Annotated in this window: 13 protein-coding genes; 5 read left to right on the top strand and 8 right to left on the bottom strand. The window is 41.9% G+C overall.

Features of this window, described 5'->3' with window-relative positions; genetic code table 11:
• The first annotated feature begins 32 nt into the window (after positions 1 to 32).
• The 5 genes from RH40_RS13675 to RH40_RS13655 all read left to right on the top strand — a co-directional run bounded on the left by RH40_RS13675 (position 33) and on the right by RH40_RS13655 (position 9,562).
• Positions 33 to 3,416, top strand: a complete 3,384-nt coding sequence (locus tag RH40_RS13675) for a response regulator (RefSeq protein WP_009602154.1) — start codon at positions 33 to 35, stop codon at positions 3,414 to 3,416.
• A gap of 592 nt (positions 3,417 to 4,008) precedes the next feature.
• Positions 4,009 to 5,691, top strand: coding sequence for an ABC transporter substrate-binding protein (locus RH40_RS13670; protein ID WP_009602153.1), 1,683 nt, complete (start codon positions 4,009 to 4,011; stop codon positions 5,689 to 5,691).
• 115 nt (positions 5,692 to 5,806) lie between these two features.
• Positions 5,807 to 6,796, top strand: coding sequence for an ABC transporter permease (locus tag RH40_RS13665; RefSeq protein ID WP_009602152.1), 990 nt, complete (start codon positions 5,807 to 5,809; stop codon positions 6,794 to 6,796).
• Positions 6,796 to 7,827: an ABC transporter permease gene (locus RH40_RS13660; protein ID WP_009602151.1), complete on the top strand. Its 1,032-nt coding sequence runs from the start codon at positions 6,796 to 6,798 to the stop codon at positions 7,825 to 7,827. The genes RH40_RS13665 and RH40_RS13660 overlap by 1 nt, the downstream gene beginning before the upstream one ends.
• Before the next feature lie 7 nt (positions 7,828 to 7,834).
• The gene (locus RH40_RS13655) at positions 7,835 to 9,562 is read left to right on the top strand and encodes a glycoside hydrolase family 9 protein (RefSeq protein ID WP_039954732.1); all 1,728 of its coding nucleotides are present in this window, start codon (positions 7,835 to 7,837) and stop codon (positions 9,560 to 9,562) included.
• A 28-nt stretch (positions 9,563 to 9,590) separates the two neighbouring features.
• On the opposite strand, the gene RH40_RS13650 is transcribed toward RH40_RS13655, so the two are convergent.
• The 8 genes from RH40_RS13650 to RH40_RS13615 form a co-directional block, all read right to left on the bottom strand.
• The gene (locus RH40_RS13650; RefSeq protein ID WP_009602149.1) at positions 9,591 to 10,622 is read right to left on the bottom strand and encodes an ABC transporter ATP-binding protein; all 1,032 of its coding nucleotides are present in this window, start codon (positions 10,620 to 10,622) and stop codon (positions 9,591 to 9,593) included.
• Entirely contained in the window at positions 10,622 to 12,247 is a 1,626-nt protein-coding gene (locus tag RH40_RS13645) for an ABC transporter permease (RefSeq protein ID WP_009602148.1), read from the bottom strand. The genes RH40_RS13650 and RH40_RS13645 overlap by 1 nt, the downstream gene beginning before the upstream one ends.
• Before the next feature lie 164 nt (positions 12,248 to 12,411).
• The gene (locus RH40_RS13640) at positions 12,412 to 13,425 is read right to left on the bottom strand and encodes a Fe(3+) ABC transporter substrate-binding protein (RefSeq protein ID WP_009602147.1); all 1,014 of its coding nucleotides are present in this window, start codon (positions 13,423 to 13,425) and stop codon (positions 12,412 to 12,414) included.
• A 163-nt stretch (positions 13,426 to 13,588) separates the two neighbouring features.
• Positions 13,589 to 14,818: an ammonium transporter gene (locus RH40_RS13635; RefSeq protein ID WP_009602146.1), complete on the bottom strand. Its 1,230-nt coding sequence runs from the start codon at positions 14,816 to 14,818 to the stop codon at positions 13,589 to 13,591.
• A gap of 24 nt (positions 14,819 to 14,842) precedes the next feature.
• Complete coding sequence (glnK, locus tag RH40_RS13630; RefSeq protein WP_009602145.1) at positions 14,843 to 15,181, bottom strand: P-II family nitrogen regulator; 339 nt, start codon at positions 15,179 to 15,181, stop codon at positions 14,843 to 14,845.
• Between the two features lie 168 nt (positions 15,182 to 15,349).
• Positions 15,350 to 15,721 carry a YacL family protein gene (locus RH40_RS13625; protein WP_009602144.1) on the bottom strand — a complete coding sequence of 124 codons (372 nt, stop codon included), beginning with the start codon at positions 15,719 to 15,721 and terminating at the stop codon, positions 15,350 to 15,352.
• Between the two features lie 107 nt (positions 15,722 to 15,828).
• Positions 15,829 to 18,426 (bottom strand): bifunctional aconitate hydratase 2/2-methylisocitrate dehydratase, encoded by a 2,598-nt coding sequence (gene acnB / locus RH40_RS13620; protein ID WP_009602143.1) that lies wholly within the window; start codon positions 18,424 to 18,426, stop codon positions 15,829 to 15,831.
• A gap of 299 nt (positions 18,427 to 18,725) precedes the next feature.
• Positions 18,726 to 21,011 (bottom strand): patatin-like phospholipase family protein, encoded by a 2,286-nt coding sequence (locus tag RH40_RS13615; RefSeq protein ID WP_009602142.1) that lies wholly within the window; start codon positions 21,009 to 21,011, stop codon positions 18,726 to 18,728.
• Positions 21,012 to 21,065 lie beyond the last annotated feature (54 nt).

Here is a 21,065-nt window from a genome sequence, read left to right as displayed (position 1 = left end):
GCTTGATTTCTTGAGGAAAGAATTACCCGGTTATGCTTAGTTTTAATCGCAAAAACAAGTTTAAGCGCCTGCAAAATACCTTAATGCTGGCTTTTTTTACTCTTAGTGTCGTCCCTGCGACCGTTATCGCTATTCTCTTTCTAAAAGCACATAGCCAAGATCTTCAAGAGCAAAGTACCTCTCATCTCATCTCTATGAGAGATAGCAAAAAACAGCAAATTATAGATTACCTCAATGCTAAGGAATCTGAAGTGCTCGGATTTGTGCGATCAGAACTCGCCTACTCAAGTGGCGGTCGCTTCTATGGCATAGTGAACGCATTTAAGAGCCTAGGGTTAGATATGGAACAAGCAAGAGAATACGCCCAAAAGCGCTACATACAAGGTTCAGGTAATCAAATAAAAACCTCAGTTTTACCCCATTCAAGTACCTACAATGGAACCGAGCGCTATCGCCTTTTGCATAAACGTTATCACAGAGCGTTTCTCGAGATTTTAAAGCGTTCAGACTTTAATGACATCTTGCTCGTTGATTTGGAGGGAAATGTAACCTACTCCATTTATAAACGAAACTACTATGGAACCAACTTAAATCAAGGCCCATTTTCTACGACTAACTTGGGTCAAGCATTTTCAGAGCTACAATCGCGAGTCAATAAAAAGAGAGAAACACATCACGAATACACTCCAGTCGTGATCTCAGACTTTTCCATACGTGATGGGCATATGATTGCTTGGATGGGCGCTCCTATTATTCAACAAGGGTACCTTCATAGTTATGCTTTATTTCGACTACCAAGTGAAGGATTGACCCACCTATTAGCCAATAAAAGCTTATCTTCCATTAATACTATTTTGGTAGGACAAGACCATCACTCCCGAACTTTAACCAACGGCGACAAAGAAATAGGCAATAGCTTGGATATAATCAACCAGGCTCTTTCCGGTTCTGAGAGTGTGGAAAAATATACCAATAAGAAAGCTCAAACGATGCTGGCTGCTTATGGTCCAATCGCCTTTAGGAACATACACTGGGGAATCGTAGTGGAAGTACCAGAGCAAATTGCCTTTGCTCGTATCCACCAACTGGAAACTCTTTTTGCCTTTACTATGGTTAGTTTATTTATATTAATTTTTATCGCATCACATTACCTTTCAAACTTTATCACTGCTCCACTTCTTCAACTAACGTGGGCAGCAGAAAAAGTCGCGGCAGGCCAACTAGATACTGACATAGTCAACACACAGCGTAATGACGAAATAGGAAGACTAGCCACCAGTTTCAGACGAATGCAACGTTCGATAAGAGATAAGTTAAACCTCATCAAAACTCAGAACCAAGAATTAGAGAAAAACCTAAAGCTTATCCAAACACAAAATGATGAATTACATTTGGCAGACACACTGAAAGATCAGTTCCTGATGACTACCTCACATGAATTGAGGACACCTCTACACGGCATATTAGGTATTGCTGAAGCCCTTGCCTCTGGTGCAAATGGTGTGATCTCTTCGGAACAGAAATATCAGGTAGATATCATAATAAGTAGTGGCCGAAGACTAAATGATCTCGTGGATGATTTACTCGACTATCATAAAATGCGTTACGGTAACCTAAAAATCAAAACCAGGGCTGTCGATGCTTCATCGGCCACACGATCGGTGATTGAACTCTCTGCACATCTACTCGGTAATAAACCTGTAAAAATCGTCAATCAAATCCCCAAGGAAGCCTTGTGGGTCTGTGCCGACGTTCAAAGGCTGGAGCAAATTCTGTACAACTTACTGGGCAATGCAATTAAATTCACAAATGAAGGCAAGATTGTCATCTCCGCTTTACAAGTTAATGATAATGTCCAATTCCAAATTATGGATACAGGACAAGGCATAGGTAGTGATCAACTTGAACACATCTTTGAGCCTCTAACCCAGGGAACTCATGCACCAAGTAATTACCGCCAAGGTGCAGGTTTGGGGCTTTCTATCAGCAGCCAATTGATAGAGTTAATGAACGGTCACATCTACGTCAGCAGTCAACCAATGGTCGGAACAACATTCTGTTTCACCCTCCCTAGAGCAACGGCAGAACAAATTTGCCAATCAAATCAATCTAGAGATATACACTTCGAGATATCTCCTCCCATGTCACTTAAACCTTGTGAGAGTACACATTCAGTTGACAACCTTGAAGCCCCACTTATTCTGGTTGTTGATGACGAACCGATAAACTTAAGGATCTTGAACAGTTACTTAAAAACTGAGGGCTACCGAGTTTTAACCGTCAATGATGGATTAAGTGCTCTCGAAGCGGTCAGAAATGAAACGCCGCAATTGATACTGCTGGATATTATGATACCCGATATGAGTGGATATGATGTCTGCGTAAAACTACGAAAAACTTATGATCACGCAACTCTCCCAATCATTATGCTCACAGCACTCAACCAAACTGAAGACCGATTAAAAGGCTTTGCTTCGGGAGCGAATGACTTTCTTTCCAAGCCATTTAACCAAAAAGAGCTCTTGGCAAGGATCACCGCACACCTTGCTGCAAGTCAAGCTGAACAAAGAAAAATGGAAAACCAGAAACTCGAGAAAGAAATTAAGCAAAGGGTGCTCATTGAAGCTAGATTCTTAGAAACACAGGAGAGATTACTTGAACAATTGGAAACAGCACCCGAGGCAATTATTTGTGTCAGGGATGATAATAAAATACGTTTTGCAAACCAAGCTGCTATGCGTTTATTCAAACGCTCAATTGAACAACTCAAACGTTCACATGTAGAAGAGATTATCGTCCCTAAATTTCTTAACATAGAGCAAGATCATTATTGTGGTGATATTGAAATCTACATAAGTGATGCCACAGAGCAAGTTTCTGCCGACATCCTCAAGTTATCAGAGGGAGAAAAAACTCTGCATATGTATATTTTTAATGTTTCAGGCAACATCAGCACATCAAGAGTCCGTAATTTAGAAACTGCGATTGATGCACTAACTAGTTTTGCGTTTGAAGGTGAAAAAAATAAACTTCAAGAGCTTAAAGAACTCGGTGGTGAATTTACTCATCTTGCTGATAGAGCTGATGAATCTCACCTATCCAAATCAGAAATTATGCGTAGTGTGTTGGTTGAAGCGATGACTTGTTCACTGGATTATTGGGAAGCTGTCACAGGAAAGACAAAATTTGATTTTGCTGAGCAAAGTGGACTTTGGAGAGTTTATCTTGATAGAAGCTCTCTACAAACCAGAACTTTAGACAAATATTTACGTGTAGAAACATTACCTAAGACACCTCGCTGGAGGACTGTTTTAAGCTCGTTGGACTATATTCTCGAACACTGCCACGAAAAAAGCCCGGATCGTACCCATATTGAGAAATTGAGAAGCAAGTTACACCACCTATTGACCCATTGACTTAGGTCTTTGACCATGAGGAATGGAGAATAAACTTTCTTTTGCTCCCAGAGCGTTTTTTCAATGCTCCAAAATGTCATCAATCACTCTGACCAAACCACAATTTTTTCGTTTACTTGGGTATAACAGACTCTCATTAAGGCCAATAAGTCTCTGAGATTGCGAAGACAATCACAACAAAACGCCAGTTTCAAAATGTGAAATTTTACCGTCACCAATTTAATGGTGTGATTTTAATTCCAAGGACGAATAGTTGTTATTAATAAAGACTTAAAGAGATAGCAAGCACTCACAACTTTAAAGATTAAAATGAGATTTTGCGGTCAAGATCAAGGCAAATATCTTGCTTCAAATCTCGCTCATGGATAGAGTTTAAACGCACTTAACGTTCTGTTGTTTGTTTTTAACATTTTTAACGAGAATAACCGTTGCAGTTGGTTGATAAATTATGTTTGCTTGAAATTAAACAAGAAGAACTATACCACTTTTCTGGGTGACAGCATTAAGCCGTCAGAGCAGACCGTTCACTTAAAAATTTCAGTATTCCATCAGCTCATAAGTGGAATAGAGGATATAAGGCAAAGGAATCCATATGCTCGCTAACTGTAAAAAATTACTCTTCTCACTCATCATTCTCTTTATGTCAGCAGCACTGAGCATGTCTTCAGTTGCTATGCATAAAAGGAGTGAGCTAACAGTGCACCCAAAAGAATTTAATACTTTCGTACGTAACTTCAATCCATTTCTTGGCGCATCTCATCTGCATACGACATCCGATTTCATTTATGAACCTTTAATCATTTTTAACGAAATGCAGGGAAATACTCCTGTATTTAGACTTGCTAAAAATTATACAATGTCGAGTAATTTGAAGAGCGTGCTTTTCGATTTAAGAAAAGAGGTCAAATGGTCAGACGGTGAGCCCTTTGATGCTGATGATGTGATTTATTCCTTTAATCTAGTGAAACGAAAGCCAGAACTTGATCAAACCGGCATCAATACCTTAGTTACGTACAGCGAAAAAATCAGTCAATACCAAGTCAGATTCCATCTCACTGAAGCAAACTCAAATGCCCCTTATGACATTGTCAAAGTACCGATCGTTCCTGAACACGTTTGGAAATCAATCAAAGAACCGACAACATTCGCCAACGAAAATCCAGTGGGCAGTGGCCCCTTCACAGAGATTGATACATTTACTCCTCAACTCTACATTCAGTGCAGAAACCCAGTATATTGGGACGCGCAAAGTTTGAATATAGATTGTCTTCGCGTACCACAAATTGCTAATAATGATCAGTTTTTAAATAAAGTCATCAATGGCGAGCTTGACTGGGCTGCTTCTTTTATCCCGGATATTGACAGAATATACGCTGCAGCCAATCCTAATAATCATTACTGGTACCCCCCTTCAGGAACACAGGCTTTTGTTGTCAATTTTAATACCCCTAATGCGGCTAAACATGAAGCTCTCAACAACATCAATTTTCGTCGAGCCTTTTCAATGGCCATTGATCGGCAAACAATCATAGACATCGCATTTTACGGTAGTGGGACGATCAATGACTTCGCCTCAGGCCTCGGATATGCATTTAAAACATGGTCTGATGAAAAAATTCATCAAAAATATAAAGCGTATAACACCTACGATATTGAAGGCTCGAAGGCACTGCTAAAGCAATCTGGTTTTCTAGATGTCAATGGTGATAACTATGTGGAAACACCAAGTGGTCAGCCTTTCGAGCTTATAATACTGTCACCAAATGGATGGACAGATTTTAACAATACTGTCCAACTTGCGGTCGAACAATTGGCTGAAGCAGGGATCCGTGCCAGGGCAAGAACCCCTGACTTTTCCGTTTACAATCAAGCCATGCTTGATGGAACATATGATGTCGCTTTTACTGGGTATTTTCACGGTGCAGACCCGCATACATACTGGAATAGTGCCTATAATTCCGCCCTACAAAAAGGAGAGGGAATGCCACGTTTTGCCATGCACTTCTACAAAAATACTACACTAGATAAGCTTTTGGATAGTTTTTACAAAACAGCAGACAAGGAACAACAACTTAAAGTTTCACATCAAATTCAAAGCATTGTCGCTGAGAATCAAGTCACTATTCCCGTCATGTCGGGGGCGTACATGTATCAATACAACACTCGTCGATTTAGTGGATGGTGGAGTGAGGATAACCCCAAAGGGAGACCCAGTATTTGGGCTAAAGTCCCAGAGAGGCTGCTCCACGTTCTTGATCTCAAGCCAATCAAATAAAGAGCAAAAATACAAATATTGTATATGTCACCCTATTATCTGAAATGGTTATAAACAGATATCAAATCAATACTTTAGGGTTCCAATAACGCTTTTAAAAGAGTGGGGAAGTACATTGAATTATTTTGTTAAGCGTCTAATGTTCTATATCGCAGCACTTTTTGTTGCAGCCACACTGAACTTTATTATACCTAGAGCTATGCCCGGTGATCCGGTCACTATGTTGTTTGCCAATGCCTCCGTACAAGTCACCCCTGAACGCATTACAGCAATGAAAGAACTATTGGGCTTTGTTGATGGCAGTCTAGTCACTCAATACTTGGTGTATATGAAAAATATATTGTATTGGGAGTTGGGCACATCGATACAGTTTTATCCACTGTCTGTGAATGAATTACTCGGCAAAGCTTTTGGGTGGTCTTTGTTTTTAGCAGGCAGTGCTGTAATTATCTCTTTTTCAATAGGCTCTCTATTAGGCGTATGGGCAGCTTGGAAGAGAGGAAGTCGATATGATACTTTTGTTACGCCATTTATGCTGATTATTCAAGCAATTCCTCAAGTTGTTATCGCCATGATAGCGCTGTTTACATTTGCTATTGGCCTAAAATGGCTCCCTACTGGCTATGCCTATACTGCGGGTCACACGCCTGATTGGACCAGTTGGTCATTTTACAAAGACGTCGCATATCACGCGTTTCTTCCCCTATTTTGCGCATCCATTGCACAAATTGGCGGCTTCCTTGTCAATATGCGTAACAATATGATTAACCTATTAGCTGAAGATTACATTACGATGGCGAAAGGCAAAGGACTTTCTAGCAGTCGAGTCATCTTTAATTATGCAGCAAGAAATGCCCTACTTCCGAGTATCACCGCATTCTCTATGGCAATTGGTATTGCCATCGGGGGGCAGCTGATTGTCGAGATTATTTTTAACTACCCTGGTTTGGGGACGGTCCTCCTCAACGCAATACACGCCCGTGATTATCAAGTGCTTCAAGGCCAGTTACTAATTATGACCCTCTTTATGTTGTCATTTAACCTAGTCGCCGATCTGCTATGCATTGCTTTTGATCCTCGTTTACGTGCTGGAGAAAGCTCTTGATGATAAATTTAACTTCTCTTTTATGGAACAACCTTTGTGCTCGTATTGGCCTAATCATTATTAGTGTGTTTTTTTTAGCCGCTCTGTTTGCCCCATTATTATCACAATATGCTCCCGATAAAAGAACAGGTAACCCTCATGAATACCCTTCCTTTATCGTAAAGTCTGCACAAGCCAATCCCAATAGCTGGGTAACTAAATATCTCGCCGACGACAGACGTACTTTATTACTCTCCAAAAAGGCAGAACATGTCCTTGGCACAAGTCGGATGGGAAGAGACATTTGGGCTCAGGTGCTCCACGGAGCAAGAATATCGCTCTCCGTAGGTTTTGGTGCTGGCATGACAGTATGTATTCTAGCCACGGTTATTGGTATTTCCTCTGGATATTTTGGTGGCCGCGTTGATGATTGCCTGAGCGTACTAATGAATATCATGCTGGTTATTCCGCAATACCCACTTCTTTTTGTTATTGCTGCATTCATCGGTGAAGCAGGTCCATTAACAATTGCTATTATGATCGGTTGTACTTCTTGGGCATGGGGAGCAAGAGTAATACGTTCACAAACTCTAGCTCTCAGAAGAAAAGAATTTATTCGAGCAGCTGAAGTTATAGGAGAACACCCTGCTCGTATAATCTTTATTGAAATCTTCCCTAACCTTATTCCTATCGTCGGTGCCAGCTTCATCGGTTCGGTGATGTATGCGATCGGGATGGAGTCCATTATCTCATTTCTTGGGTTAGGTGACCCCAATACTATTAGTTGGGGGATTATGCTCTACAACGTACAAACGACCTCCTCTATGCTCATTGGAGCATGGTGGGAAGTACTCGTTCCTTGTTTGGCACTATCCATCTTAATTACTGGTTTGGCCCTGCTAAATTTTGCTGTTGATGAAATAGCCAACCCACAATTGCGTTCAAGCAAACGCTTAAGAAAAAAGAGAAAACAAAAAGAACTACTTCAAGAAACCGAACTAAAAAAGTGCTCAGAAATAGAGCTAGATGTATCTTTTACCAATAAGACATGAGGGCTCTATGCAAATTCTCACCAATCATATAGGTTACGAAACGTATGGGCCAAAACGTGCCATACTGATGATGCCAGACGATAATCTTCAAGATAATATCGCCAACTTAATTTCTCTCATCGATAACAAGCCCATTGCTGAACTGCCGCTCGGTAAACCGACGAAAGTCGCCAACTGGTCAAAGGGATATTTTTGCAGTATTGACTTTTCTCATATCGAAACGCAAGGTCAATATTTTATCTCAACAAGTCACTCGCGCTCAGAGCCTTTTAGTATTCAAAAAAATATTTTATTTGAGCAAACTTACTCAGATGTTCTGTATTATTTTAAATCTCAACGTTGTAGCGGAATATTTGATAAACATGACCATCGAGTTCAAGTTATGGGAACGGGTGAATGCATCGATGTCCATGGAGGATGGTATGATGCATCAGGAGATATGAGTAAATATCTGAGTCACTTATCTTACTCCAACTATCTCAACCCTCAGCAAACCCCAATCGTTGTTTGGAACCTTATACGTAGTCTAAAGCTACTCAAGCCAACAAATTTACTCACCCTTCAATCCAAAAGGCGATTTGTTGACGAAGCTTTGCATGGCGCCGACTTTTTGTTGCGAATGCAAAGTAAACAAGGCTACTTTCATCTCACTGTTTTTGATCAATGGTCAAAAACATTATCTCAACGAGAAGTCTGTGCATTTAGCCACCAGAATGGTGAAAAATCTGCCGATTATCATGCAGGTTTTCGCCAAGGTGGAGGCATGGCAATAGCTTCTCTAGCAGCGGCATCAAGGCTAGAAGGTTACGGTGACTTTGATTCCACCGACTATCTTAAAGGTGCAGAAAAAGGTTACTGGCACTTAAAAGAGTACAATCACTTGTATATTGACGATGGGCAGGAAAATATCATTGACCAATACTGTGCGCTGATTGCTTCCGTTGAGCTGTATAAAAGCACCCACAATGAGCAGTATCTGACAGAGGCAAGACTATGGTGTCGACTGCTCATAGAGAAACAACAATGTGATGACAGCTTTTCGTATTTTTGGTCTGTTGATAACACAAAAGCCCGCCCATTCTACCACCCAGTGGAAGCGGGTTTGCCTGCAATCGCTCTTTGTGAATATATAGAGGTAGAATCCGATAAGCTGCTTTGCGAGCAAGCAAGATGTATATTAGAGAATGCAGCCAAGTTTGAACTTACCATTACAACCAAAACAGCCAATATTTTTGGTTACCCTCGCCAGTACATCAAACCCATAAATGACATTAAAAAAGATGCCTTTTTTATGGCACAAAACAATGAGACGCTCTACTGGTGGCAGGGAGAAAATGCACGTCTAAGTTCTTTGGCTGTGATGGCTTTTTTTGTCTATCCTCACATCCAATCTTACGATCTGAAGCCACAATTATTGCTTTACGCTCAAAACAGCTTAAGTTGGGTACTTGGTTTAAATCCATACAATGTCTGTATGCTGGATGGCCATGGTGTTAACAATTGTGATTATTTGCCACAACAAGGCTTTCATAACGCCAAGGGAGGCATATGTAATGGAATAACCGCAGGCATCACGGATGACAATGCCATCGCTTTTAACCCTGCGGAATATCAAAATGACATGACTCAGAATTGGCGATGGAGTGAGCAGTGGCTACCCCATGCAGCTTGGTATTTACTGGCGATTAGCGCTCAGGTCGCTCACTATCATCAAACAAACATGTTGCTCGAGTAATGAGCAGACCCAGACTAAATAGAGTCATTTAAAACGCTAAAACACCCTGAGTTTTGACTTCTACCGATACCTGTTGTCCGATGGATAAGGGCTCTGCAGAGCTCGCTAACAAACGACGACCACTCGCATCAATAACGTACCGGCAATGGTCACCCATAAACTGCTGCTCAAGAACAGTAACACCACTGCCCTCAGCAGCACTAATCTGAACATGTTGAGGGCGTAATAATAATTCACAAGACGCCCCAATCTGGATGTATTGCTGTGCTGTAGCTTCAACTAAACCAAACTCCGTTTCGAATTCTGATTCAGAGGATCGCCTAGCAACAAGATAACTGCCTCCCCCAAGGAAGTCTGCAACGAACTTACTTGATGGCTTGTAATACAACTCGGATGCTGTACCGTACTGCTCAATCACACCATGATTCATTACTGCCATTTTATCGGCAAAAGCAAAAGCTTCTTCGCGGCTATGAGTGACAAATATAGCCGTTACACCTTGAGTCTTAAATATTTTTCGGATTTCTGCAATAAGTTCATGCCTTACCTGAGTATCAATATTTGAAAAAGGCTCATCAAGCAATAGTAGGTCTGGTTTGTATGCTAAAGAGCGTGCAATCGCAACTCTTTGCTGCTGTCCACCAGAAAGTTGGTGTGGGTACCGCTCAGAATAGTTTGCAAGATGCACTAACTCTAACATCTCTTTTACACGCTCAGATCGCTCAACAGAGTTCAAACCTCTCAGGCCAAAAGCAATATTTTCTTTCACGGTCAAATGAGGAAATAAAGCATAGTCTTGGAAGATCATGCCTATGTTCCTTTGTTCTGGCGGAAGCCAGCGCCCTTCACCATCAATGGTTTTACAATCAAGACTCATTGTACCTGAGCTCAATGGTAGTAGCCCCGCAATGGCTTTAAGTAGCGTTGTCTTTCCGCAACCGCTTGCACCTAGCAAGCAGACAATTTCTCCTTGAGTAACTTCAAGGGATAAGTCTCTCAAAACCGTCGTTTGTAAGTCGTATTTACAAGATAGATTTTGAATAGATAATGCACAACTCATCAGTGAGAATGCTCCAGTGAACGATTAACCAAAACTAAAGGGACCAAACCCACTAACACGAGCAACACCGCTGGCAATGCCGCCAACTCGAGTTGTTCGTCAGAAGCAAAATTGTATACATAGGTTGCTAATGTCTCAAAGTTAAATGGTCTAAGTAAAAGTGCTGCATTTAATTCTTTCATAGACTCAATAAATACCAACAACCCTGCAATCAATGCTCCTCGGCGTACCAGAGGTAAGTGGATGCGCTTGAGCATACCATTAACACCACAACCCATAGTTCTCGATGCCATATCAAGAGAAGGAGACACTTTACTCAATCCACTTTCAATACTTCCTATTGCAACCGCAGAAAAGCGCACAACCATAGCGAAAATAAGCGCAAACATTGAACCCGAGAAGAGCAAGCCTGGCTGATGCCAATTCATTAATTTAGCGATATCGTTGACGAAATGATCCATCCAAGACACTGTTACCATGATACCAATAGACAGCACTGTCCCCGGAACTGCATACCCCATTGAAGACATGCGCATTGAAATTAAGCTCATTTTATTTGAACTGACTCGGTGACAAAAGTTGACGATCAGCGCCACAACCACACCTATCAACGCAGCACTCAAAGAAACATATAGGCTGTTGAGTGAGTAACGGTGAAATTCAGGAGTCCAACTCTGAAGAAAATATTGATACGCATAGATAACCAACTGTCCTAGTGGGAACAAAAACGCAATACTGACTAAACCCCAGCACCAACATAATGCACACCATTTCTTCCAGCCTGAGAGTTCATAACAAAAATCTTCTCGACTACTAAATTGGTTTTGAAACAATTTTTGCTTTCGTCTGCTGTAACGTTCAGAACTTAATAAAAGGATAACGGCAACTAGCATGAAAGCCGAAATTTTGGCTGCCGCAGTCAGACTGGAGTAGCCAAGCCAAGTATCATAGACAGCAGTAGTCAATGTATTGACCGCAAAATAACTAACGGTACCAAAATCTCCAATAGATTCCATTGCGACTAGCGAGAGCCCTACAGCGATGGAGGGACGAACCAAAGGAAGCGATATTCGGTAAAAGCTTTCCCACGGAGAGCATTTTAATAAACGGGCTGATTGAAGCAATGACACATTCTGCTCCATAAAAGCCGCTCTGCACAACAAATAAACATAAGGATATAGCACAAGTGACAGTACAATAATTGCACCTGTTAAAGTGCGAATATCAGGAAACCAATATTCTCCAGCTGACCATCCTGTAATATCTCTGAGTAAAATCTGGACTGGGCCAGCAAAATCGAACCAATCAGTAAAAATATACCCAACAATGTAACCGGGCATTGCGAGGGGAAGCACTAGCGCCCACTGAAGATATTTTTCCCCTGGAATACGACACATTGCCATTATCCAAGCTGTTGGAATACCGATGACTAGAGAGAGAAGCATCGTCCCTAAAACTAACATTATGGTATTAAAAATATAGGTCGGCATGACCGTTGCGAGCAGATGATTAAAGAGTTCATCGGTCTCACCAACAGCCTTCATAAATATTGCTAAGATCGGCAAAACCAGCAGCAAAGCAATAACTCTACTACTGGCTTTCCAAAGGTAAACATTCTCTTTCATCGCCTAGCTTTTTATCGGGCTATACGAGCCATAAATGCGCCTGCAAATACATCTCATATCTTTTAGTATTAGGGGCGTAGTTATACCTCTATAAACGAACAACCTCAAGACACTCGATAAAAAGTGGCTTGAGGATGTGAAATCATACTATTTCGTTAAAAGGCCTACAGGTCAAACTTAACTTCGTCGAGAAGTTTAATTGCCGCAGCATGGTGGCTAGCGATCTCATCTAGAGAGATAGTGTCAGCTTTGAAATCTCCCCATGATGCAACAAGCTCTGAACGTTTAACGCCTGGTTTAACTGGGTATTCGTAGTTAACTTCAGCATACATGCTTTGTGCTTTATCACCAGCCAAGAACTCCATAAGTTTAAGCGCATGCTCTTTGTTTGGTGAATGTTTAGCCATTGCCATCCCTGAGATATTCACGTGAGTACCCGTGGTTTTTTGGTTAGGGAAGTTAATATAAACCGCATCTGCCCAAACTTTCTGCTCTGGGTTATTAACCATTTTACCAAGGTAGTAACTGTTACCTAGAGAAACATCACAAAGACCTTCTTTGATGGCTTTAACTTGTGCACGGTCATTACCTTGAGGCTTACGAGCTAGGTTTGCTTTAACACCTTTAAGCCACTCTTTTGTTTCCGCTTCACCCTTATGCGCAATCATCGAAGAGACCAAAGAAACATTGTATGGGTGCTTACCGCTTCGAGTACAGATCTTACCTTTGAACTCAGGCTTAGCAAGATCAGAGTAAGTAAAATCATCGCCTAGTCGACCAACACGATCACGAGAAGAGTAAACACTTCGTGTACGTGTAGTGAGCGCAAACCACTCATTATCTTTGTCTTGGTATTGAGCTGGAATATTCTTTTCAAGAACTTTACTGTCTACTTTTTGAACTAGCTTCTTATCTGTTAGCTCAGCCAGACGACTGATATCAACCGTTAGAATAACATCTGCAGGACTGTACTCACCCTCTTGCGCTAATTTTTCTGCAAGACCTTTTTTAGCAAATTTCACGTTTACTTTAATGCCTGTTTCTTTTGTAAATTCATCGAACATAGGCTCAACTAGAAACGGTTGGCGGTATGAGTATACGTTTACCTCTTCGGCAGCCATCGCTACAGGGGCGATTGTAGAACATGCTAGTGCCGAAAGTGTGAGCAGTTTTTTCATTGGTTCAGTCCTTGTTAAAAATCTTAAATGATAACGTTTATCAATTGCATTATTATAATCAACCTCAACAAGAACACAATGTTTGAAAGATAGAGCCCGCTAAAATAGCGGGCTCTGTTAACTAAAATATTTGTAACATAGTGTTAATTACTGGATTAATATCTCATTTTATGCTGACAAATTCAGGATAAGCTCCTATACCACAATCATGCACATCCATGCCCTCAAGCTCTTCATCTTCAGAAACACGAATACCGATTGTTGCTTTTAGAACACCCCATACAAGAAGGCTCGTGGCAAAAACCCAAGCGAATATAACCGAGGCGCCAAGAAGTTGAGTGGCAAAATGAGCTTGATCATTGCTAAGTGGCACAACCATTAAACCAAACAACCCGCAGACTCCGTGAACAGAAATAGCACCGACAGGGTCGTCAATTTTTAATTTATCAAAACCAACGATACTAAACACAACCAATGCACCTGACACAGCTCCTATTGCAACCGAATAAATCGGCGAAGGCGATAAGGGATCAGCGGTAATCGCAACTAAGCCAGCCAGTGCACCATTAAGAATCATAGTTAAATCGGCTTTTCCCCACGTCGTCTTACAGACTAACAATGCGGTTATCGCTCCCGCTGCTGCCGCTGCATTGGTATTGAGGAATATTTGGCCAACTGCCGTCGCGTTGGAAAAATCCGACACAAGCAGTTGAGATCCGCCATTAAAACCAAACCAGCCGAACCAAAGAATGAAAGTACCTAACGTTGCAAGAGGCATATTAGAACCCGGAATCGGGTATATTTCTCCGTTTCTGCCATACTTTCCTTTTCGAGCTCCAAGCAGCAGAACCCCAGCTAAGGCAGCCGCTGCTCCAGCCATGTGTACGATTCCTGAGCCAGCAAAATCGCTAAAGCCTGCTTGAGAAAGAAAACCACCTCCCCAAGTCCAATAGCCTTCAACTGGGTATATAAACCCGGTCAGAATCACAGTAAAGATTAAAAATGCCCACAGTTTCATTCTTTCAGCAACAGCACCAGACACAACCGACATTGCGGTTGCGACAAACACAACTTGGAAAAAGAAATCAGACTCTAACGAGTGATCTGCACTCGCGGCTTGTTCACCGATCAAGGCGCCTACACTTGGGAACCACCCACCGTCAGTATTGTTGACGTACATGATGTGATACCCGACAATGAGATACATGGTACAAGCAATAGCGAATAAACATACGTTTTTCGTTAAAATCTCTGTGGTATTTTTTGAACGCACTAGGCCTGCTTCCAACATGGCAAAACCCGCCGCCATCCACATAACCAAAGCTCCGGAAATTAAGAAGAACAAAGTATCCAACGCGTAGCGCAATTCAGTGATTGTCGTTGCTATTTCCATTATTTTTACTCCCTTTCCTTGTCTTTACAGAGCATCTGTATCCATCTCACCAGTACGAATACGTACGGCCTGTGTTAAGTCGTAGACAAAAATTTTTCCATCACCAATTTTGCCAGTAAAAGCTGCTTTGGTTACCGCCTCAATTACTCGCTCCATTTGCTCCTCATGAGTGGCGATCTCTAGCTTCACCTTGGGCAAAAAGTCAACTTGGTATTCAGCACCTCGGTATAATTCCGTATGACCTTTTTGTCGTCCAAATCCTTTTACTTCGGACACTGTCATCCCCTCAATTCCAACGTCAGCGAGAGCTTCTCGTACATCGTCCAATTTAAAAGGTTTAATAATTGCGTTAATCAGCTTCATCCTATCTCCCTCATTCGCAAAATACTGATCTATCACTTCCAAAACGCATGCCAAAAACTAACCTCATAATTTTCATTGAGTTGACTTGAATTTTTAGAAAATAAACAAAAAAAGCGCACCATAATGGTGCGCTTTTTCACAGGAACTGGGCAAAGATTTTTGAGGTAGTTATTTTGTCGTGAGAAAGGCTCTCCACTGTTCGATTAAATCACAGAAGTCCTCAATACCGCAGCGAGCTGAGCTTTCACTTTCATAAAGTTCAAACTCAGAATCTAGTATCTGGTCACTCGCCAAACCTAAGGTATTTTCAGTAATACAAACCTCATCACCTTCGATACACAAAGATATTTCAGTGCCTTCAAGAATATGTTCCCGCTGGGGGCAGGTGCGAGCATTTGAAATTAACTGCTCAACTTGAGTAAGTATCTCAATATTTTTTCCTACTTCTTCTTGTAACCAACGGCCGACTACCTCGTGTCCCATACTGGATTTGACGTAATACTCACCCATGAGAGTATTTCGAATAAATTCAAATTCCATAAGAAAAATACCAAGAATGACAAAGCGCCGGAGTATACCCCTAACAAAATCAAAGTACAAAAAAAGCGCCTCTTATAAAGAGACGCTTCTATTAACAGCACTAAGCTTTACGCCGGTGTCTGGAAAATAACTTCTTCTGCTTTTTTCGTATAGTGATCCATTTTATGGAAGTTCAAATAACGATATGTGTCAGCCGCCGTCGAATCGATCTGAGCTGCATATTCAAGATATTCTTTATTGGTCGGTATGCGACCTAGAATAGCTCCGACTGCAGATAGCTCAGCTGATGCAAGGTAAACATTTGCACCGGTACCGAGACGATTAGGGAAGTTCCTCGTAGAAGTAGACATCACAGTTGCTTTATCAGCAACACGTGCCTGGTTACCCATACACAGTGAACAGCCTGGGGTCTCTATACGCACACCTGCACGCCCGTAAATACCATAGTAACCTTCTTCAGTTAACTGATCTCGATCCATCTTTGTTGGTGGAGCAACCCATAAACGAGTATCCAACTGGCCACCAAACTTCTCCAATAGCTTACCCGCTGCTCGGAAATGACCGATGTTTGTCATACAAGAACCAATAAATACCTCGTCTATTTGTGTACCTTGTACCTCAGATAATACTCGAGCATCATCAGGGTCGTTAGGTGCACATAGGATAGGCTCTTTTATGTCAGCAAGATCGATCTCAATCACATGCGCATACTCGGCATCAGAATCGGCTTCCATTAGTTCAGGATTGGCCAACCATTCTTCCATAGCAACGATGCGACGTTCGATAGTACGGCGATCTCCATAGCCTTCGGATATCATCCATTTCAGCATGGTAATGTTCGAATTAAGGTACTCTTCAATGGACTCTTGAGACAATTTCACCGTACATCCTGCAGCAGAGCGCTCTGCTGAGGCATCTGAAAGTTCAAAAGCTTGCTCTACAGTGAGGTGCTCTACACCTTCAATTTCCAATACACGACCAGAGAACTCGTTGATCTTTCCTGCTTTCTCTACGGTCAGGAGGCCTTGCTGGATTGCAAAGTATGGAATTGCATGAACAAGATCGCGCAAAGTGATACCGGGTTGCATTTCTCCCTTAAAACGCACGAGAATCGATTCTGGCATATCAAGAGGCATTACCCCAGTCGCTGCGGCAAAAGCAACAAGACCAGAACCTGCAGGGAATGAAATACCTAGAGGGAAACGAGTGTGAGAGTCACCACCTGTTCCTACCGTATCCGGTAACAACATACGGTTCAACCATGAGTGAATAACACCATCACCTGGACGCAAAGAAACACCGCCACGGTTCATGATAAAATCGGGTAAGGTATGGTGAGTATTGACATCAACAGGCTTGGGATACGCTGAGGTATGACAAAATGACTGCATAACAAGATCAGCCGAGAAACCAAGACAGGCAAGATCTTTAAGCTCATCTCTGGTCATTGGACCTGTGGTATCTTGAGAACCAACCGTAGTCATTTTAGGCTCACAGTAAGTACCCGGGCGAATACCTTCGACGCCACACGCCTTACCTACCATTTTTTGTGCAAGAGAGAATCCTTTACCTGAATCGGCAACTTCTCCAGGCTTACGGAAGATTATTGACGATTCTAAGCCGAGCGATTGACGTGCTTTTTCTGTCAGACCACGACCAATGATTAGAGGAATACGGCCACCAGCACGAACTTCATCTATGAGTACATCGGTTTTTAGAGAAAATTCTGCCAACGTCTCATCCGTCTCGTGGTTCTTAACTTTACCTTCATATGGGTAAACATCGATGACATCTCCCATGTTAAGTTTGGTGACATCAACTTCAATAGGTAATGCGCCAGCATCCTCCATTGTGTTGAAGAAAATTGGTGCAATCTTGCCACCTAAAACGTAGCCGCCTGCTTTCTTATTAGGAACGTTGGGGATATCATCTCCCATAAACCACAATACAGAGTTTGTTGCGGATTTACGTGATGAACCGGTGCCCACTACGTCACCCACATAAACCAATTGATGCCCTTTATTTTGTAGTGCTTCAATTTGTTTTATTGGACCTATACTCCCCGGAGAGTCTGGGTTAATTCCTTCACGCTCATTCTTTAACATTGCCAACGCATGCACAGGGATATCAGGACGAGACCAAGCATCAGGAGCAGGAGAAAGGTCATCAGTGTTGGTTTCGCCTGTCACTTTAAATACAGTGAGTGTAATCTTATCTTTCAATTCAGGCTTAGAGAGAAACCATTCTGCATCAGCCCAAGATTGCATTACTTGTTGGGCAAATTTATTTCCTGATTTTGCCATTTCTTCAACATCATAAAATGCATCGAACATCAATAATGTATGAGAAAGTGCTTTTGCTGCAATCGGTGCAAGCAAGTCGTCAGAGAGAAACTCCACGAGTGGAGAAATATTGTAACCACCTTGCATTGTACCCAGTAATTCGGCTGCTTTTTCGCGATTAACAAGTGGAGAAACCACCTCTGCTTTTGCCACAGCTGTTAGAAAGCCTGCTTTAACATAGGCAGCTTCATCAACCCCAGGTGGAATACGGTTTTCAAGTAGGTCAAGGAGAAACGCATCTTCACCTTGAGGTGGATTTTTTAGAAGTTCAACTAGACCAGCAACTTGCTCAGCATCAAGTGGTTTAGGAACAACTCCTTCATTTGCACGTTCCTCGACGTGTTTACGATAGGCTTCAAGCACGACTTTTTCCTCTCATTGCGGTTCCTCCCTTTTATGTTATTTAGTCAAAGAATACGGGAGTGAACGTCCTTGGAAACTTGGCTCTCTATGCCGTATTTTTCATTCAATTAGACTGAGAAACCGAGCCATAGAGGCCAAACTTTGTGCCGTATAATAGCAAATTTAACCTCAAATTAAAATCTCGCCATGTTGACCAACATAGCAACTTAAGATTAATTTTTTGCGATTATCGTCGCTAAAATCAATAACATTCCCGCACCTTTGAGCTAAAACATTCAAGGGAAGAATCCCATTAATGTTTACTTAAATGTAGTACCTATAATCAAATAAACGGAATCAAAGTTTTGTTCGGTTCGCCCATAACCAAGCATTACAGGTCCTACTGGTGAGTCCATCCCAACGAAAACAGAACCTGCTGCGTACATAGGCACATCTCTCAAATGAGCATCAGGGTCAGACCAAACCCCACCATACTCTATCGATGTCCCGACGTAAAAAGGGGCGCTGAACATGCCAAAGTCATTATCAAACCAACGATAGCGATAGACTAAGCTACCAAATACCTTGTTGGAGCCAATCAGACTGTTACGTGGTATACCTGATAAATTCAAAAAACCACCCAAATCTTCTGGATTTAATGGTGCACTATCCGATTTACTACTCACAAAACCAAGGTCGACATTAGCCACAAGCGTGTGACGCTCTATGGTATGTGCTCCGATAAACTTTACCCCTATTTCATGAGTTTCGTCGTCTAGACCACCAAAACCAGCTTCAGGATCGATTTCATCTCGAGTAAGCGCATAATCTAAATCAAAATAGATACCCTTTTGAGGTAGACTATAGTCATCCAAAGTGTCGACCCTGAAGTTAGCAAAGACACCATACCGGGTGTATTCATCACTGCCCAGAGAACGTTGAGTTGCATATTCCGTTGAGCCACTGACGTATTTCGTACCAATCATAAAACGTCGCCACAGAGTATCTTGATATCCCAAGGCCCACTTCGTAGTCCATTCGGTATATTCTAACGGGGTATAATTCTTCGTCGACTCTAGTGACGTATCACCGAAGCCTTTTACCGGAGCAATGCGTTCTTCGTTATCAAACGTAATACCGAACGTTGTGAATGCTTTTTGCAAAGTAAAGAGTGGCGAATACAAGGTCACATCCATGCGCTTGTCAGTTCCCATTTCAAAGCTAGTCCAAAGTTCTGTTCCGAATGAGTTTAAATCTGTAAACTGCGTCGATAATCCCAGAGAATACTGACTACGAGAACTGAAATCATCTTCAAGGAAAAATCTAAAATTAAGGTAATTTGGACCCCATGACTTTTCTTTGACATCAATGATGAGAGTATCTTTTCCATCAACAACATCATACCGATAAGTGATAAGCTCAAAACGCGCCCAAGCATACAAACTTTGTATTGTTTTTTCGATTTCAGCCAATGTATATTTTCGACCGACTTTGAGGTTGAGGCGGCCTTGAATAACTTCATCAGAATAGTGACTGTCATTATTGACGATAATGTTTTGTACTTCGATGTTGTCGCCATATCTCAAGTGACGCCGAATATCTTCTTTACTATCGATATAATCTTGAAATCGAGCTGTAGACAACGCAAGACCATTCAGCTTGTTCTGCAATTGCATTGCTGCATTATAGCCCTCGTCAAATGCTTGATGCATCATGTCAAAGTCACCTGTCTCCATATTCGCCACATTAGGCCTAAGAAGTATATCTTTCGGAGTCAGTAACTCTGTTTGTTGAGCCGTTGTGTTGCGCACCAGATAGTTCGAAACTTGATCCGCAATGGTAAGAAAGTTGGTGAAATCTTCTTGCTTTTTGTAATCGGTGCTAATGTCAACAGCAATCACAATATCAGCTCCCAGCTTTCTTGCGATATCAACGGGCATATTATTGGTGACCCCACCATCGACTAACAAACGGCCATTAATATTGTAAGGTGGTAGTGCGCCTGGAACCGACATACTCGCCATCATAACATCAACAAGATAACCGCTATCTAGAACCACGGGCTTAAGATCAACTATATCTGTGGCAACTGCTCGATAAGGTATTACGAGATCATCAAAACTGGCAAAAGGTGGGAGATTACCAACGGTTTCACGCAGCAGCGTAAGCATACCTTGCCCACGCACAATACCAACCCCAGAGCGGATTTGGTCCCACCCGAGGCCGAGATCTGTGGTCAGTTGGTACCTATCTTCATATTCTTTATCTTGTACCCTTCGTTCACTGCGATCGACTCTATCACGATAGCCTCCATTCCAATCAACCGTATCGATAAATGATTCTATCTCATCGGCACTCATCCCCGTGGCATACAAACCACCGATAAAAGCTCCCATACTTGTGCCTGTGATTATATCAATAGGGACTTTCAGTTCCTCAAGCGCTTTCAACACACCAATATGCGCGGCACCTTTCGCTCCACCACCAGCCAAAACCAGCGCGACTTTAGGGCGTTGTTCTACTTTAGATTTAGCAACGACTGACCCACTTGCAATCAGAAAAAGAGCTACAATAAGACAAGGAAAAAAGTCTGTTAGCTTGCGCACGAAAAAAGTCCTTATTGATAATTAACCATCATAAAAAGTAATGTATCACACAAT

Source organism: Vibrio caribbeanicus ATCC BAA-2122 (genome assembly GCF_000165125.1).
In the GTDB taxonomy this organism is placed as follows: domain Bacteria; phylum Pseudomonadota; class Gammaproteobacteria; order Enterobacterales; family Vibrionaceae; genus Vibrio; species Vibrio caribbeanicus.
The sequence above is the reverse complement of the archived record's forward strand: the minus strand, read 5'-3'. Positions and strand labels throughout refer to the sequence as shown.